Annotated in this window: 14 protein-coding genes and 2 pseudogenes; 10 read left to right on the top strand and 6 right to left on the bottom strand. The window is 68.4% G+C overall.

All coding sequences use genetic code 11. From position 1 onward, the window contains the following. Positions 1 to 48: 48 nt before the first annotated feature. The 3 genes from ACZ4RZ_RS11685 to ACZ4RZ_RS11675 are packed head-to-tail and all read right to left on the bottom strand — an operon-like array spanning position 49 to position 4,729. Complete coding sequence (locus tag ACZ4RZ_RS11685) at positions 49 to 2,070, bottom strand: dipeptide/oligopeptide/nickel ABC transporter permease/ATP-binding protein (RefSeq protein WP_467743799.1); 2,022 nt, start codon at positions 2,068 to 2,070, stop codon at positions 49 to 51. 51 nt (positions 2,071 to 2,121) lie between these two features. Next, positions 2,122 to 3,081, bottom strand: coding sequence for an ABC transporter permease (locus ACZ4RZ_RS11680; RefSeq protein WP_467743798.1), 960 nt, complete (start codon positions 3,079 to 3,081; stop codon positions 2,122 to 2,124). Between the two features lie 19 nt (positions 3,082 to 3,100). Beyond that, entirely contained in the window at positions 3,101 to 4,729 is a 1,629-nt protein-coding gene (locus tag ACZ4RZ_RS11675; RefSeq protein WP_467743797.1) for an ABC transporter substrate-binding protein, read from the bottom strand. A 235-nt stretch (positions 4,730 to 4,964) separates the two neighbouring features. Between ACZ4RZ_RS11675 and ACZ4RZ_RS11670 the strand changes: the two genes are divergently transcribed. The 4 genes and pseudogenes from ACZ4RZ_RS11670 (at position 4,965) to ACZ4RZ_RS11655 (ending at position 6,498) form a co-directional block, all read left to right on the top strand. Beyond that, positions 4,965 to 5,705, top strand: coding sequence for a FadR/GntR family transcriptional regulator (locus tag ACZ4RZ_RS11670; RefSeq protein ID WP_467744315.1), 741 nt, complete (start codon positions 4,965 to 4,967; stop codon positions 5,703 to 5,705). Between the two features lie 45 nt (positions 5,706 to 5,750). Next, positions 5,751 to 5,936, top strand: a pseudogene (locus tag ACZ4RZ_RS11665) (carboxymuconolactone decarboxylase family protein); the annotation flags it as partial. Beyond that, a pseudogene (locus ACZ4RZ_RS11660) lies at positions 5,933 to 6,028 on the top strand (RNA polymerase subunit sigma-24); the annotation flags it as partial. The pseudogenes ACZ4RZ_RS11665 and ACZ4RZ_RS11660, both read left to right, overlap by 4 nt. A 35-nt stretch (positions 6,029 to 6,063) precedes the next feature. After that, positions 6,064 to 6,498, top strand: coding sequence for a protein-tyrosine phosphatase family protein (locus ACZ4RZ_RS11655; protein WP_467743796.1), 435 nt, complete (start codon positions 6,064 to 6,066; stop codon positions 6,496 to 6,498). A 136-nt stretch (positions 6,499 to 6,634) separates the two neighbouring features. Here the strand turns inward: ACZ4RZ_RS11655 and ACZ4RZ_RS11650 are convergent, their stop codons facing one another. Further along, positions 6,635 to 7,165, bottom strand: coding sequence for a GNAT family N-acetyltransferase (locus tag ACZ4RZ_RS11650; RefSeq protein ID WP_467743795.1), 531 nt, complete (start codon positions 7,163 to 7,165; stop codon positions 6,635 to 6,637). A 247-nt stretch (positions 7,166 to 7,412) separates the two neighbouring features. Between ACZ4RZ_RS11650 and ACZ4RZ_RS11645 the strand changes: the two genes are divergently transcribed. Genes ACZ4RZ_RS11645 through ACZ4RZ_RS11620 form a run of 6 tightly spaced genes read left to right on the top strand, consistent with a single transcriptional unit; the run spans position 7,413 to position 13,955 of the window. Further along, complete coding sequence (locus tag ACZ4RZ_RS11645) at positions 7,413 to 8,210, top strand: SCO2525 family SAM-dependent methyltransferase (protein ID WP_467743794.1); 798 nt, start codon at positions 7,413 to 7,415, stop codon at positions 8,208 to 8,210. Between the two features lie 48 nt (positions 8,211 to 8,258). After that, positions 8,259 to 10,100 (top strand): SCO2524 family protein, encoded by a 1,842-nt coding sequence (locus ACZ4RZ_RS11640; RefSeq protein ID WP_467743793.1) that lies wholly within the window; start codon positions 8,259 to 8,261, stop codon positions 10,098 to 10,100. 3 nt (positions 10,101 to 10,103) lie between these two features. Then, a complete protein-coding gene (locus ACZ4RZ_RS11635) occupies positions 10,104 to 11,012 on the top strand; it encodes an SCO2523 family variant P-loop protein (RefSeq protein WP_467743792.1) in 909 nt (302 codons plus the stop codon). Continuing rightward, positions 11,009 to 11,974, top strand: coding sequence for an SCO2522 family protein (locus tag ACZ4RZ_RS11630; protein ID WP_467743791.1), 966 nt, complete (start codon positions 11,009 to 11,011; stop codon positions 11,972 to 11,974). The genes ACZ4RZ_RS11635 and ACZ4RZ_RS11630 overlap by 4 nt, the downstream gene beginning before the upstream one ends. 1 nt (position 11,975) lies before the next feature. Then, positions 11,976 to 12,944, top strand: a complete 969-nt coding sequence (locus tag ACZ4RZ_RS11625) for an SCO2521 family protein (protein ID WP_467743790.1) — start codon at positions 11,976 to 11,978, stop codon at positions 12,942 to 12,944. Positions 12,945 to 12,986: 42 nt separating this feature from the next. Further along, positions 12,987 to 13,955: a hypothetical protein gene (locus ACZ4RZ_RS11620; RefSeq protein ID WP_467743789.1), complete on the top strand. Its 969-nt coding sequence runs from the start codon at positions 12,987 to 12,989 to the stop codon at positions 13,953 to 13,955. On the opposite strand, the gene ACZ4RZ_RS11615 is transcribed toward ACZ4RZ_RS11620, so the two are convergent. Both ACZ4RZ_RS11615 and ACZ4RZ_RS11610 read right to left on the bottom strand, forming a co-directional pair. Continuing rightward, positions 13,930 to 14,778, bottom strand: coding sequence for an ABC transporter permease (locus ACZ4RZ_RS11615; RefSeq protein ID WP_467743788.1), 849 nt, complete (start codon positions 14,776 to 14,778; stop codon positions 13,930 to 13,932). The genes ACZ4RZ_RS11620 and ACZ4RZ_RS11615 overlap by 26 nt on opposite strands. Next, the gene (locus ACZ4RZ_RS11610) at positions 14,775 to 15,689 is read right to left on the bottom strand and encodes an ABC transporter ATP-binding protein (protein WP_467743787.1); all 915 of its coding nucleotides are present in this window, start codon (positions 15,687 to 15,689) and stop codon (positions 14,775 to 14,777) included. The genes ACZ4RZ_RS11615 and ACZ4RZ_RS11610 overlap by 4 nt, the downstream gene beginning before the upstream one ends. Positions 15,690 to 15,790 lie beyond the last annotated feature (101 nt).

Here is a 15,790-nt window from a genome sequence, read left to right as displayed (position 1 = left end):
CCGGTCGGCGCGGTCACTTGCTGGCCTCGGCTTCTCCGGTCCGCGCGGTCACGTGACGGCCCCCTCGCTTCCGTTGGGATCGGCCAGCGCGATGGCGCCCCCGCTCTCCCTCGCCATGGTCCCCAGGTCCGCGGCCGGGTGATGGCAGGCCGCCGTGTGCGTCCGTGTCCCCACCAGGTCCGGCACCGTCGTACGGCACACCTCGCTTGCCATCGGGCAGCGGTCGGCGAAGCGGCAGCCGGCCGGGAAGTCGGCCGGGGAGGGCACGACCCCCTTGATCTGGGTCATGCGCTCCGCCGCCGACTCCAGCGAGAGCACGCTGCCCAGCAGCCCGCGCGTGTAGTGGTGGGCCGGGGCCTCCACCAGGTCGGCGGTGACCCCGGTCTCGACGATCTGGCCGCCGTACATGACGACCACCCGGTCGGTGACCGCCGAGACCAGCGCCAGGTCGTGCGAGACGAGGATCAACGCGAAGTCCAGCTCCGCGCGCAGCCGCAGCAGCAGCTCTATGACCTGCGCCTGCACCGTCACGTCGAGGGCCGTGGTCGGTTCGTCGGCGACGATCAGCTTGGGGCTGCGGGACAGGGCCATCGCGATCAGGACGCGCTTGCGCTGGCCGCCGGAGAGCTCGTGGGGGTAACTGCGCAGGGTGCGGTCGGGGTCCAGGCCGACCAGCTCCAGCAGCTCGGCCGGGGAGCGTTTGCCGCCCCTGCGTACGACCTGCTTCAGCTGCGCCCTGATCGTCATCGCCGGGTTCAGGGACGACAGCGCGTCCTGGTAGATCATCGCCATCTCGTGGCCCAGCAGCAGGCGTCGTACACGCATCGGCTCGCCGATCAACTGCCGCTGGTTGAACCGGACATGGCCGCGAACCCGCGCCCCCTTCGGCTCCAGGCCCATCACCGTGAGCGCCGTCAGCGACTTGCCGCAGCCGGACTCGCCGACCAGACCGAGGACTTCGCCCGGCTGCACCTCGAAGCTGATGCCGTCGACGATGTCCACGCCTCCGTGGCGGGCGTCGAAGCCGATGGCCAGGTTCTCGACGGCGAGGACGGGCTGCTGACCGGAGGGGAGCGGACGGGCCAGTGAGCGCAGTCGCGCGGCCGCCTCCGCGAGGCCCGGCAGTTCCAGGACCTTGCCGCTGCCCGGCTCGGGGGCCTCCAGCCGGTCCTCCGCCGCCGGCGCGGACACGTCCCTGGCCGCCGGTGCCGCCCACGCGTCCGAGACGCCCTCGGAGAGGATGTTCAGCGACAGTACGGTGATCAGCATCAGCAGGCCGGGGAAGACCGTGGCCCACCACCCGCCGGTCAGCACCATGTTCTTGCCGTCCGCGATGACGCTGCCCCAGGACGGGTCCGGGGGCCGTACGCCCGCGCCGATGAACGACAGCGACGCCTCGAAGACGATGGCCTCCGCGACCTGCACGGTGCAGAACACCAGCACGGGGGCGGCGCAGTTGATGGCCACGTGCCTGAGGACGATGTGCGGGGTGCGGGCGCCGATCACGTGCTCGGCGGTCACATAGTCCTCCCCGTACTGATCGAGGACGTTGGCCCGTACGACCCTGGCGACCGGCGGTGTGAACAGGAAGGCGATGGCGCAGATCAGCACCGTGATGCCGCCGCCGAAGACGGCCACCAGGACCGCGGCCAGCGCGATGCCGGGGAACGCCATGACCACGTCCAGGCAGCGCATCAGCGTCTCGTCGACGGCCTTGCGGGACGTCGCCGCGACCGCGCCGAGGAGCGCTCCCACGACGAGGGCCAGCGCGGTGGCGCCCAGGCCGATCGCGAGGGACCAGCGGGCGCCGTACATCAGCCGGCTGAGGATGTCCCGGCCGAGGCTGTCCTGCCCCATCCAGTGGTCGGCGGACGGGTGTCCGGTGCCGTCCACGGGCGCCTGCTGGTCGAGCGGGTCGTGCGGGGCGAGCAGCGGGGCGAAGAGCGCCACCAGCACGACCACGGCCAGGAAGCAGACGGCGACCTTCGACAGCAGCGGCAGCCGGCGCCAGCCGCGCAGCCGGACGCCGGGCCGGGAGAGGGCCTCGGTGAGGCTCTTGCGCGTGAACATCAGGTCGCATCCCTCAGTAGTGACATCAGGTCGCACCCCCGGGCAGCGACATCAGGTGGCCTCCCTCAGCCGCGGGTTGACCAGCAGATACAGGATGTCGATGACGAGGTTCACGACCACGAATCCGGTGGCCGTGGTCAGCACGACGCCCTGCACGACCGCCGGGTCGCCGTTCTTCACCGCGTCGATCATCAGCTTGCCCATGCCCGGCAGCGAGAAGATCGTCTCGATGACGACCGCGCCGCCGAGCAGATAGCCCACGCGCAGGCCCAGCACGGTGAGCGGGTTTATCAGGGCGTTGCGCAGCACGTTCCGCCCGACCACCACCCGCGGCGGCAGACCGCTCCCGATCGCCGTCCGTACGTAGTCCTTGTCCAGCTCCTCCACCACGGAGGTCCGCACGATCCGGGTGAGCTGCGCGGCGACCGGGAGGGAGAGCGCGAGCGCGGGCAGGGCCATGGTCTTCAGCCAGCCGCTCAGCGAGTCGGCCGGGTTGATGTAGCCGCCGGTCGGGAACCAGCCCTGGTCGACGGCCAGATACTGGATCATCAGCAGCGCCAGCCAGAAGCCCGGCGCCGCGACCCCCGTGAGCGAGACGACCCGGATGATCTGGTCCGGCAGCCGGTCGCGGTAGATCGCGGCGGTGACACCGCCGAGCAACGAGAGCACCACCGCGATGCCGAGCCCCAGGAAGGTGAGCTGGAGCGTGAGCGGCAGCGCGGTGGTGACCTGGTCGAGGACCGACCCCCGGGTCAGCGCGCTGGTGCCCATGTCGCCGTGGAGCAGGTCCCCGACGAAGTGGAAGTAGCGCACCGGCAGTGGGTCGAGGAGCCCGTTCTGCTCCCGGAAGTCGTGCAGCTGCTGCGGGGTCGGATTGGCGCCCTGGAAGAACGCCGACGCCGGATCGACGTCGGAGAACCGCATTACGAAGAACACGAACAGGACGATCCCGAGCATCAGCGGCACGAGCAGCGCCACGCGGCGCAGCAGGATCCTGGCAATGGCGACCACGTACGAACTCCTTCGTCGCCTAGACCCACTTGGCCTGCAACAGGTTGATGCCCGGGTACGGCTGTGCCCTTATCCCCGTGAGCTTCTTCGGGTTCCATGCCGTCATCAGCTCGTTGTGCACGACCGGGTAGAGCACGGCCTCTTCGGCGACGATGTCGATGTAGTCCTGGATCATCGCCTTCTTCTTGTCGGCGTTCGGCTCCTGCGTTGCCTGGTCCATGTCCTTGAAGAGCTTCTTCGCCACGGAGTTGCCGGCCCAGCGCGCGTAGCCCATCCACAGGTTCTCGGGCCCGTAGTTGTAGTGCATGATCAGGTCGGCATCCAGCCCGAACTGGTTGGGATTCGAGGCGGCCGCGACGACCTGGTAGTCCTGCTTCTGGTCCATCTTGGTGAAGACGGCGGTCGTCTCCTGCGGGGACAGGGTGGTCTCGACACCGATCGCGTCCCAGGACGCCTTGATGGTCGGCAGGCAGTCGACGATCCAGCTGACGTTCACCGACAGGATCTCGATCTTCAGCCCCTTGACCCCGGCCTCCTTCAGGAGCTTCTTCGCCTTCTCGGGGTCGTACGAGTAGACGGTCTTCGCGGGTCGGTAGCTCGGGTTGCCCTCGTTGAGGAAGGAACTCGACGGCTTTCCGTGCCCCTTGAGCGCGACCTCGACCATCTTGCCGGTGTCGATGGCGTAGTGCAGCGCCTGCCGGACCCGTACGTCGTCGAAGGGTTTGTGCTGGGTGTTGAACATGAGGAAGAGGTTGTTCATGCCCGCGCCGCCCTGGACGGTCATGCCGCTGTTCTTGAGCTGCTCGATGTTGGCGTACGGGATGTTGTCGGCGATCTGCGCGTCGGCGCTGGCGCCCGAGATCTTCGCGACCCGGGGCGCGGCATCCACTATGGTCAGCCAGTTCATCTTCTTGAACGCGGGCTTGCGCGGCCCGTTGTAGTCGGCGAACGCCTCGAAGGTGGTGTTCGACTTCGGGTGGTGCGCGGTCTGCCGGTACGGCCCCGAGCCGACCGCCTTGCCCTTGATCGCGTCGTCCCAGGCGCCCGGCTGGGAGAAGATGTGCTTCGGCATGATCTTCGCCAGGGTGAGCCGCGAAATGCCCTCGGGGAAGGGGAACTTGAGGACCAGCTCGACGTTCTGCGCGTCGATCTTCTTGACCTCCTTCAGCCAGCTGGCGAAGAAGCCCTTGGCGAGGGACGGCGTCTTCGGATCGAGTATCCGGTCGAAGACGAACACCACGTCGTCGGCGGTGACCGGCTTTCCGTCGTGGAACTTGGCGCCCGCCCGCAGCGTGAACTTCCAGGACGTGCCGCTGAGATCGGACGGCACCTCGGTGGCGAGCGCGGCGTACGGCTCGCGGGAGATCGGGTCCGTGTCGAGCAGACCCTCGTAGATGTGGTTGTTGCCGGCCATGCAGAAGGCGGACGCGGTCTGCGTCGGATCCCAGCTGCCGTCGTTCCCGTAGCCGATGACCGCCGTCAGTGTGGCGTTCTTGCCGCCGCCTCCGCCTCCGGTGTCGTTCGTGGACTCCGGCCCGGACGAGCAGGCCGCCAGCGACGAGGAGAGGGCGGCGGCCGCGCCGAGGGCGCCGGTGTACTTCAGGAACGACCGGCGGTGCAGCGCCGGAGTGTGGGTCACGTCGCGCACGGTTCCTCCAGCAAGGAGTGGTCCAGTGAAGTGATCCAGTGCGTAGGAGATACGACGTCCTACGTCATAGGGGGCAGCGTGACCATAAGAGGGGGCGTGGAGGGGGTCAAGGGATCGCACACGAATGGCGTATCTTCCAGAGGTGCGACCAATGGCGGTGTGAAGCAGGGTAGTTGGCGGCAGTTGGCGTTTAATCAGCCCGGAGGTGGGACGTCCGATGTCCAGCGAGCGTACGATGCGGCGCATGTCTGAGGAGACCGGGAACCGGCGCCGGCCCGAGCGCCGGGTGAGCGGCCAGATCCAGCGCGAGGTCATGCAGCTGATCCTCGACCGCAAGCTCCAGGCCGGTGCGCCGCTGCCCACCGAGACCGAGCTGATGACCGACCTCGGCGTGAGCCGGAACTCCGTCCGCGAGGCGCTCAAGGCCCTGCAGGCGCTGGACATAGTCGAGATCAGACACGGCTACGGCACCTACGTCGGCCAGGCCTCCCTGACCCCGCTCGTCGACGGTCTCACCTTCCGTACGCTCGCCCAGCCGGACGACGAGACGGGTGCGTTGACGGAGATACTGCAGGTCCGCGAGGTCCTGGAAGAGGGGCTGATCCGCCGGGTCGCGGCGACGCTCTCCGAGGCGGAGCTCGACCGCCTCGAATCCGTCGTGTCCCAGATGGAGGCGGCGGGCCGCGCGGGCCGTCCCTTCCCCGAACTCGACCGCGAATTCCACGAGCTGCTGTACGCGTCCCTCGGCAACACCTTCGTGCCGCAGCTCCTCAGCGCCTTCTGGACGGTATTCCGCCGCGTCGCCGGCGCACGCGGCTGGACCGACGACCCGGCACCCGAGGTGACCGTCCGCCGCCACCGCGACATCGTCACCGCACTGCGCGCCCGCGACGTCGAGGGCGCGCAGCGCGCGATGGCGGACCATTTCCGCGGAATCGAGGCACGGGCGGCACAGGAGTCACGCGGGGTGAGCTGAACGGGGGCTTGTCGCGCAGTTCCCCGCGCCCCTGAAGGGGCGCGGGCCGCGAGTCTGCTCGACCGGCTCGGCCCGGGGGCGATGGTCGAGCTCACCGTGTTCATCGGCTTTGTGAACCTTTCGACCAGGACCAACACGGCGCACGAGATCACGTCGCAGGGCTACTCCGATGCGTGCGAGATTCCGCTGGCCGCGCGTCCCGAGAAGTCCGGCGTGGCATCGACGGCATGACCGAGGACCCGTTCGTCGCCCATCGCAGCCTGCTGTTCACGGTCGCCTACGAGATGCTTGGGTCGGCGGCCGACGCGGAGGACGTGGTGCGTCGGTTCCCCGTAGGGGCGGAGGGGGCGAAACACCCATGAACGAGACTTGGGACCCGAACGGCGCCGGCGTGCTGCGTCTGCCCTCCGGGCGGCTGGTGCGGGGCCGCGCCCTGCGCGGGCCGCTCCCGGAAGACGGCCCGGCACCGACGTACGCCGTGTACCTGCTCGGCAAGCAGCCCCCCGAAGTCCCATGGGAGACCCACTGGTTGCGCTGGCCGGACTTCCGTCTGCCCGCCGACCGGGGCGAGGCCCGCAGGGTACTCGCCGAGGCCTGGAAGCGAGCCCCCACCCACCGTGTCGAGATCGCCTGCGGTGGCGGCCGCGGCCGCACCGGCACGGCCCTGGCCTGCCTCGCCGTCCTCGACGGAGTGCCCCCGCGGGAGGCGGTTGCGTACATACGTCGGCACTACGACCGCCACGCCGTCGAAACGCCTTGGCAGCGGCGGTACGTACGACGCTTCACCCACTGACCCACTGACCCACTGACCCACTGACCCACTGACCCACTGCACCACTGCACCACTGCACCACTGCACCACTGACCCACTGCACCTCTGAGCCACTCAGCCGCTTAGTCATTGAGTCACTGAGCTCCGCCGGTCGGCGTCACAGTCCGAGTGTCATCACGAGGCGGTCCTCACCCGGGCCGAAGTGGCCCTTGTGTATGCCTCCTTCGGGGGTGAAGCCCAGGGATGTGTAGAGGACGATGGCGGGAGCGTTGGTGGGTTCCACTGTGAGGCGGACTTCCCGAACCCCGTCCGAGCGCAGACGGCGCAGGATCTCGGCCATGAGGCGCCGGCCGAGACCGTTGCCGCGCCGGGCAGCGCTGACGGCGAGGCTGAGGACCCAGCTGCTCGCGGCGTCCCGTTCCGTGTCGACGAGGATGTAACCCTGGAGGGCTTCGCCGTCGTCCAGGACGAGGAAGCCCTCGGGGCGTACGTCGAAGTGCTGGCGCAGGACGAAGTAGGGGTACGCGCCCTCTTCGAACACCTCTTCGTCGAGGCGGACGAGTCCGGGCAGGTCCGACTCGGTGACCCCTCTCATCCGAAGGGGGCGGCCCCGGGACGGCGGGTACAGCGCCGAGCCGGCGGGCAGCGCGAAACGATCTCCGGAGCGGTCCGCAGGATGAACGGTCATGCCACCCCTTGAGTCGGGAGTCAAGGGCGTGTCGCCTCATTTGGGTGAATCCGGATCAAGTGCCACACGCCCCGCTCTGAGAGTGTGTTCGGCAGAGATTGGACCAGCATCGCTCGCCATCATCCGGCCCTTCAAGGGCACTTCAGGGCCAAATGTCGATTGGTTGTCCCGCAACTCCTTGTGTCACGTGCCCGCTTCAACATGTCGAAAGGGGTCCCGCTTGTCCCCGGTGTTGGTACCGTGGAGCATGGACTTGAGAGCCCGAGAGGGCACCGGCACGCTCAATGCTGACGCACCGTGGGACGCATTCGACCCTCGCGCATATATTGATCACAATTACCGTGATCTGCTCGACGTCGACGCGGAGATCGTCGGTCTCGTACGCGATCACTTCAGCGATCATTTTCGTGAGAAATTCGAGCGTCCGGTTTTGGGTATTGACGTCGGCGCGGGTGCGAACCTCTATCCGGCACTGTCCATGCTGCCCTGGTGCACAAAGATCACCCTGCTGGAACGCTCTGCCCGGAATGTCGACTACCTGAAGGGCCAGCGAGCCCACTTCGACCAGGACTGGGACAGTTTCTGGAAGGTGTTGTGCGAGGACGCGGCCTACCGCGACATCGACGCCGACCGGAGGGCGCGGTTCAGGGACGCCGTCCGGGTGCGGCAGGGCAACTTGTTCGACTTGGGGCGCCGGAGCCTGTTCGGGCTGAGACGCCGTCAGGGGCACTGGTCGATCGGCACCATGTTCTTCGTGGCCGAGTCCATGTCCACTTCCCATGACGAGTTCCGGCGCGGTGTCGAATGCTTTATGCGTTCGCTGGCGCACGGTGCTCCCTTCGCCGCGGCGTTCATGAGGGACTCGACGGGTTACGACGTCGGGGATCAGCATTTTCCCGCCTGCAAGGTCAATGAGGCGCAGGTGCACGAAAGTCTGGTTCCGTTTGCGGGAAAGGTGGAAATTCACCGCCTTGCCAAACCGGGTGACGTGGTGCGACCGGGACACACGGGAATGATCCTGGCCTGCGGCCATCGAGACTCTTAGGGTCAACTCCCGAGAGCGGGCAAAGCGACCTGTGTGAGGGGCATGGGGATGCAGATCGAGCCACGTCAGAACCTGCTGGATATTTGGCAGGCAATTTCCCGTCACTCATTCGACGGCGGCAAATGGTCCTGGGGGGACTGGGGAGCCCTGAGCAGCGTCGCGGACGCCGAACGACTGCTCTGCCTTATGTACCCCGCGACCGAGATTCCCGAATTCCGCCTCGATGAGCCGGACACCACTCACCAGGACATTCTGAGGGTCCTGAAAGGGGCCGGCGGCCGCTCGGAGATCCCCGCGAATCTCGTGACGGTCCTCAATCAGTTCATGTCCACCCACGCCGCCCCGGACGCGACTCCCACCTTCGCCGGTGGTTACTACTTCAGCTCCGAGGACCCGAAGCAGGACGTCACGCGGGAGCAGCTGGGACTGGGAGTGGTCGACTCCTTTTCGATGTCGGTCACTCTCTGCCTCTCCACGCTAGGTTTCCTCAAGAAGTACGAGAAGGAGACGTCCCGCACCGAGACGAAGGAGGCCATCGCGCGGCTCACGGAAGCCACGAGCGCCCGCCTCACCGCCGCGATGGTCAGCCTGCTGCGCTCCTACACCGTCAACGTCTTCGACGCCGAATCCAGCCAGGGCCGACGACTGTGCGGGCTGGTCGGCCAGGGGCGGATGTCCGAGCGGGCCGTCCTCCAGGAGTTCCGACGCCGCTTCCAGCCGCTGCGCGCCACGATCATCGAGAGCGTCAAACTCGGTGTCGGCATCGAGGACGGTCTCAAGGACGACAGCAAACTGTTCGAGTGCGGCTGGTCATGGGGCCTGGTCAAGGACGCGCCGAAGGTGGAGGAGATCGACGACAGGAGACCGCAGCCCGACGGCGTGGCCGATCCCGTGTCGTACCTCTACTTCACCGTGGTCGCCCTCGACGGCATCCAGGACCTGTTCTCGGACCGTACCCTCACCCTTCGCCTGCTCAACCCCGACCAGCAGAAGCTCGCCGAGGCGCTGCAGCTGCGCTGGTCGGTCACCCAGCGGTACTGGTCGGGGATCGCCCGTTTCAACGCCGAGCGCTGGCCCCTGGAGGACATCCCCTGGCGTACCACGGGACAGCCGCTGGAGTCCGCGTACTTCTCGCTCTCGGTCGCCGCGATCCTCGTACACGACCTGCTGCGGCGCCGCGCCACGGACGACGACCTCACCCGCACCGTCACCGTCATGGAGCGGCTCGCCGAACGCGGCCGCATCACCAGCAGCGTGACGGTCGACGACCCGGCAGTACAACTCCACAACCCCGGTGTCAGCCTTCCGTTGGAGGGCAGCGAGCGTCTGGGCCCGCCCCTGTGGTGGACGATGACCGACTTCTCGGCGCAGCTGCTCAAGCGGACCGTCCAGCTCAGCGCGCTGTCGCGCAACATCACCGCCCAGGACCGGCTGCTGTTGCTCGCGGAGGAGACCCTCGACCATCTGTGGAAGCGCCGCGTCCAGGAGGGCGAGGGTATCGGCCTGTGGGACAACGTCCACTCCGTCTATCCCGATTCACCGAAGAAGCAGGGACCGCTGTCGTGGAGTATCACCGAACGGGTCAGCGAGTGCCTGGTCGCCGCCCATGACCTCTACAAGCAGCCCCCGATCCGAAGCACCGAACTCGCCCTTCACGCACACGCGTTGCTAAGTGAGTCCATGCACCTCTTCGGCACCGAACGGCTGCAGCCCACCCTGGCGGTCGACGGCAGCCGGGCGAAGGCGCTGAAGAGCATGGAGATCAGACTCCGCCGCGCCCGCGACATCGTCGACGATCAGCCCGCCACGGCCTGCGCGCTGACCCTGTCGGTGCTCGGTGAACTGGACACCCTGGCCCAGGCCAGGAACGCGGCCGGCCAGGAGGTGTGAGCGTTGCTCGTCTTCGCGGTCTCCGACAAAGGAGGCACCGGCCGCTCCATCACCAGCGCGAACCTCACCTACCAGCGAGCACTCACCGGTGACGACGTGGCCTACGTCGACTTCGACTTCGGCTCTCCCACCGCCGCCGTGGTCTTCGACGTCCCCGAGGCGCTGCGCGGGGTCGAGCGGGGCGGCCTGCACTCCTACTTGGAGGGCACTGCTGGTGAACCGGTCCGGGTGGACGTCTGGGCCAGGACCCAGCACCCGGTGCTGGGCAGCAGGCCCAACGGATCCGGCCGCCTGGTCCTGATCCCGGGCGACCGCGGCGGCGGCGAATTCGCCACGGACCAGGAGACCCTGCGCCGCTGTGTCGATCTCCTGCTCCGTCTCAACAGCGAGTTCGACATGATCCTCGTGGACCTGAGCGCAGGCCGCAGCTACGCCATGGACATGGTGCTGGAAGCGACCGCGCAGCGCGAGATGAGGGGTGTTGAATGCCGCTGGCTCGTCTTCCATCGCTGGACCCCGCAACATGTGCTGAGCGCCGCCGGGCTGGCCTTCGAAGAGCACGGCATCCTGGAGGGCGGAGCCGCCAGGGGACACGACAGAGCCGCGCTGCGGGACGCCATCCGCTTCGTACGGGCCGCGGTTCCCGACCCCGGGGCGGCCCAGGTGTCGGCCGCCCAGTCCACTTGGATGCAACGCTGCGACGAGCGGCTGAGGAAGCTTGCCTCCGACCTCAGGATCGGAGACAGCGTGGTGCTGGGAACCGTGCCGCTGGAGCCCGTCCTGCAGTATCGCGAGCAGCTGATCACCGAAGAGGACGTGATCTCCACCCAGATCGCCAACAAGGAGACCCTGGAGGCACTGGAGAACCTCGCCCGGGGACTGACCGACGAAACCCTCTGGGGGCGGCCGTGACGGAAGCGGTATTCCGGGAGACCACCGCCGAGCCCCGTACCCAGTCCGTGCCGCTCGCCCATGTGTCCCTGGAACTGGGGCACCTGTACATGGAGGACTTCGAGGGCGGCCCAGAGCGACTGCGGGCGCATTTCGCCCAGGTACGCCCGTGGGCGGACGCGGTCCGCGCCGTCGCCACGGTTCACGCGGGCGGCAAGCGGCCCAGGATCAGCACCTGCTTCCTGATCGACGACTACTTCACCCGCTTCTCGTCGCCCGCCGAACTGGTACCGCAGTTGCTCGCCGAGGCTGAGCGGGCCGGGCTGGTCATCGACTATCTGGCCAGGGAGTCCGGCTGCTCCGTCGCGGACAAGGTGGCACTGGCGGAATCCGTCGCCAACCGCCTGGTCGAGTCACCACCGCCCGGCAGCTACGGTCTGCGCCCGCCCGTCGGCCAGACCGGCTGGCTCGCCAACGGCGAACGCACCCCGGCACCGCGCACCCCGCAGGCGATGAAGAAGACCGACGCCTGGCAGCCGCCCCGCGAGACCGCGGCGCGCCGGCACTCCGTCTTCATGGACATCGAGCTGTGGGACATCGACGCGGCGGGGCACCGCACCTGGTCCTGCCCGTTCCTCGCGGCGGTCTGGCAGCTGGTCCGCCTCGGGCTCCTGCGCAACGAGGGAGAGCCCGTCCTCGTCCCCCGCGGGCGTGACGCCGGCGACCTCCCCGGCGAGTGGGACGAACTGGCACCGCTGCTCCAGCTCAACGCCTCCGCCGCCCCGTTCAGCGCCTACCGCACCTACTCCGTGCTGCCCTCCCGGTTTCTGCCCATCGAGCACGCTGTGCGCGTCATCCTCGATCAGACCGACGTGGACGCGGGCGCGCTGCGGCAGGCGGCCGAGCGCTCCGCCCATGAGGGAATGGCGGTGTCCGACTCCGTCGCGGACCGTGCCTCGTACGTCTTCTACCAGGGGTTATGACATGGGGACCCCGGGGGACACGACGCGTTCGGTGCTCGCGTGCGGCGAAGTGCACACCCGCTTGCTGCCGTCCTTCCAAGCGCTCGACGTCTATGCCGCCGCTCACTTCCTGCGGCTGCGCGCCGACGAACGGGTCCTCGTCTCCAAACGTCCCAATCTGTACGCGCGCTCGCCGGACACGCTCACCGGGGTGGACTGTCTGCTGCCCACCTCCAACGGCGCCAAGGTGCGCGCCGTGGGCACGGTCGCGGCCCGCGCGGCGCTCACCGAGGGCCGTGTCCTGCAGGCCACCGCGTATTTCCGCGCCCCCGCCGCAGGGCCCGACCAGCGGCAGCCCTGGGGGCGCTACCTCGTACGGCCCGGGGTGGTGGAGCCCCTCGGGAAGATGCCCGAAGAGGCCACCGCACAGGGCATTCTGATGGACTGTCGGCCCGGCGAGCTGAACCTCGGGCTGATCGCCGACGGCCTGCTCACACGGCTGCTGCGGCACCCGATGATCGACCAGAAGGCACCCTTCAAGACCCGTCGCACCCGGCTGCGCTGGACCGCCCTTCCCGCCCCGGACGGCCGGGGCCCCGAGATCGAGCGTTTCACGCTCGCCGAGGACGAGCTGCGTACGCTGCGGCTGAGGGTGCCCGACGGGACGAATCCGGCCGCGGTGGCGGGCCTGTGCGAGGACCTCGCCCTCCACGACTGGCTGCTCACCACCGTCGTACGGATGCTCGACGCCGGCAGGCTCGGCTCCGCGGAGGGAGCGGCCGTCGTACGGGCGCTGCGGCCCGCGGTCGACCATCTGTTGCATCTGTGGATGCCCAGGGCACGGCTGGACCGGACACTGGCCACGCTGTGGGAGCCACTGGAGGAGGAGCCCGGATTCACTCGGCAGTGGCAGACGCTGGTCCAGCGCATCCGGGACCAACTGGCCCTGCACGCCATCCCGTTGCCGCGCGACGCGCTGGCACCGGGCTGACGACAGGAACCGCGCACGATCCCGACGGGGGGAGAAAGAGAGATGAACGCACCAACGGCATCACAGGCCCGGACCGGGCCGACGGAAGAGGGCGAAAGCGTACGTCCGCTGTTGCAGAAGCTCGTGGTCACCGTGGTGGTGGGCGGCTTCGTGTACGTGCTCACCAACGTGCTGAACCCGGACCAGGACGACGTGTGGAAGATGGTCGTCTCGGTCCTGTGCAGCGGGGCGGTACTGATCGTCCAGTACATGATCACCTTTGCACAGCAACTGAGCCAACTGAAGGACGGATTGGCCCAACACAACAGCGAGATGAAAGAGGTGGTCGACAAGAGCTTCGCCCGTATCAGCGTGGCGACCAAGCTCTTCAGCGAAGTGGAGAAACTGCGATCCGACGGCGTGCCCCGGCTGGCCAGCAGCGCCACGCAGGTCGTCTCCCTGGGCCCGGAGATCATGCATGCCTTCGCCCTCGAGGAGATCAACCGTCTCGCCTCGGTGATGGAGGACCTCACCAATCAGAGCGCCGACTGCCAGGGCGAGAATCACGACTGGCTCCTGGGACTGACCAAGTGCACCAAGAAGAGCATCGACGCCACCAGCACCTCCGTCGACCGGGACTTTTGGAACAGCGAGCCCGCCAGCCGCTATCTGCAGGCGCAGCGCGAGGCGATCGAACTGCGTGAGGTGAAGGTGAGGCGCCTGTTCATCGTGGAGCGGCCCGAGGACATCGACGAAGAGCTGACCCGCTTCTGCCGGGACCAGAGCGATCTGGGCATCGAAGCACGGGTGGTCGCTCTGTCCGAGCTGTCGCTGAACGACCGACGGGGCACGACGAACGACTTCATCATCTTCGACGGGTCACTGTGCTATGAGGTCGATCCCGATCTGTTCCGGGTGAACGCCAGGACCACGCTGAACGCGCGTGATCACCACGTCAGCCAGCGAGTCCAGCGGTTCAACAGCCTCTGGGAGGCGACGCGGGGACTCACACGTCCCGACGATCCACAGTGACCACCGCGACCACCGCCGACACCGCCGCCCACGCCGCGAACGTGATCCAGGCGCCCGTGACCGTCGCCGGGTGGCGGGGGACCAGGGTGAAGGGGTCGTGGCCGAAGGCGATGTCGGTCAGGCGGGTCCAGGCGTTGATGGGCTGGGCGTGCTTCACGGCGGCCGTCCACCGATAGCGGTCGGTGATGAAGGCGGGGATCAGGAGGAGTACGGCGGTGGTGGCGATCATCGTGGTCGCGCTGTGCCGGATCAGGGCGCCCAGGGCCATGCCCGCCAGGGCGCAGACCGGGGCGAGGAGCGCGGAGGCCACGACGACGCGGAGGGCGCCGGGGTGGGAGAGCGGAAGACCCCGGTCACGGGTGTCGAGGATGGCCTGCGTCAAGGCGAAGGAGGCGCCCGCGACGAGCGCGCCGTAGACCGTCATGACCGCGGTCACCAGGGTCACCTTCGCCGCCATCAACGCGCGGCGGTCCGGAACGGCCGCGAACGTCGTACGGATCAGGCCCGTCGAGTACTCGCCCACGACCGTGATCGCGCCGATGCCCGCCACCGCGAGGATCAGGATCATGGCGGAGCCGTCGGTGAACGCGTCGCGGAGGGCCAGCCACTGCATGTTGGCCCGCATGCGCGGGTCGAACCTGGGGAAGTCGCTCGCGTCCACCCGTGCCGCGTTCGCGTTGAAGGCGATGACCGCCAGGGCACCGGTGCCGAGCGCCCAGTACGTCGAGCGCAGCGAGCGGAGTTTGATCCACTCGGCGGCGAGGAGGTCCATGAACCGGGGAGCGGGCAGGGCGAGGGCAACCGTGGGCGTGGTCGGCGTCATCGGGAGTCTCCGGCGAGGAATTCGGCGCTGTCGGCGGTCAGTTCCATGAAGGCCGCTTCCAAGGAGGCGGCCTGCGGGGTCAGCTCTTCGAGCAGGATCCGGTGGTGGAAGGCGAGTTCACCGATGCGCGCCGCGCTCAGGGCCGTCACCTTGAGGGTCCGGTCGTCGTACGGCGCCACCGCGGCGCCCTCGGCGGAGAGCACGGCCGTCAGCCGGTCGGCGTCCGGCGTACGGACCGTCACGGTGAGCCGGGTGCCGCGCGCCGCGAACTCCGTCACGCTCTCCGCGGCGATCAGCTCACCGCGCCCGATGACGATCAACTGGTTGGCGGCGTTCTCCATTTCGGACATCAGATGACTGGAGACGAAGACGGTGCGGCCCTCGGCGGCGAGTCGCCGGAACAAGCCGCGTACCCACAACACACCGTCTGGATCAAGCCCGTTGAGCGGTTCGTCGAACATCAGCACCGGGGGATCGCCGATCAACGCCGTGGCGATGCCCAGGCGTTGTCGCATGCCGAGCGAGAACTCGGCGACGCGGCGCCGGGCCGCCGCGCCCGACAGCCCCACCTCCGCCAGCACCTCGTCCACCCGGCCGTACGGGATGCGGTTGCTGCGCGCCAGGGCCGACAGATGGGCCCGTGCGCTGCGCCCGCCGTGCACATCACCCGCGTCGAGCAGCGCGCCGACGTGCCGCAACCCGCGCGGATGGTCCCGGAAGGGGCGTCCGCCGACGGTGGCGGTTCCGCCGGTCGGGGCGATCAGGTCGAGGAGCATGCGCAGAGTCGTCGTCTTGCCCGCGCCGTTCGGGCCGAGGAACCCGGTGACATGCCCCGGGCGCACCTGGAACGTCAGTTGTCGTACGGCCGTGGTGTCGCCGTAGCCTTTGGTCAGTCCATCGACTTCGATCACGCGGAACACCGTCTCGCCGGGGACGGGCCCGGGACATCGGCCCGGCGCCGACACTCACCACGGGCGGATGTCGACCCGGGTTGTACGTCCGCGGGCCGATG

This window comes from Streptomyces sp. NPDC027189 (assembly GCF_055566975.1).
This window is presented reverse-complemented; position numbering and strand designations above follow the sequence as displayed.

Coding starts and splice junctions, on each gene's coding strand:
- ACZ4RZ_RS11650 (WP_467743795.1), bottom strand. CDS start 7,165: ATGACCGTTCATCCTGCGGACCGCTCCGGAGATCGTTTCGCGCTGCCC.
- ACZ4RZ_RS11615 (WP_467743788.1), bottom strand. CDS start 14,778: ATGACGCCGACCACGCCCACGGTTGCCCTCGCCCTGCCCGCTCCCCGG.
- ACZ4RZ_RS11645 (WP_467743794.1), top strand. CDS start 7,413: ATGGACTTGAGAGCCCGAGAGGGCACCGGCACGCTCAATGCTGACGCA.
- ACZ4RZ_RS11625 (WP_467743790.1), top strand. CDS start 11,976: ATGGGGACCCCGGGGGACACGACGCGTTCGGTGCTCGCGTGCGGCGAA.
- ACZ4RZ_RS11620 (WP_467743789.1), top strand. CDS start 12,987: ATGAACGCACCAACGGCATCACAGGCCCGGACCGGGCCGACGGAAGAG.
- ACZ4RZ_RS11670 (WP_467744315.1), top strand. CDS start 4,965: ATGCGGCGCATGTCTGAGGAGACCGGGAACCGGCGCCGGCCCGAGCGC.
- ACZ4RZ_RS11655 (WP_467743796.1), top strand. CDS start 6,064: ATGAACGAGACTTGGGACCCGAACGGCGCCGGCGTGCTGCGTCTGCCC.
- ACZ4RZ_RS11640 (WP_467743793.1), top strand. CDS start 8,259: ATGCAGATCGAGCCACGTCAGAACCTGCTGGATATTTGGCAGGCAATT.
- ACZ4RZ_RS11685 (WP_467743799.1), bottom strand. CDS start 2,070: ATGTTCACGCGCAAGAGCCTCACCGAGGCCCTCTCCCGGCCCGGCGTC.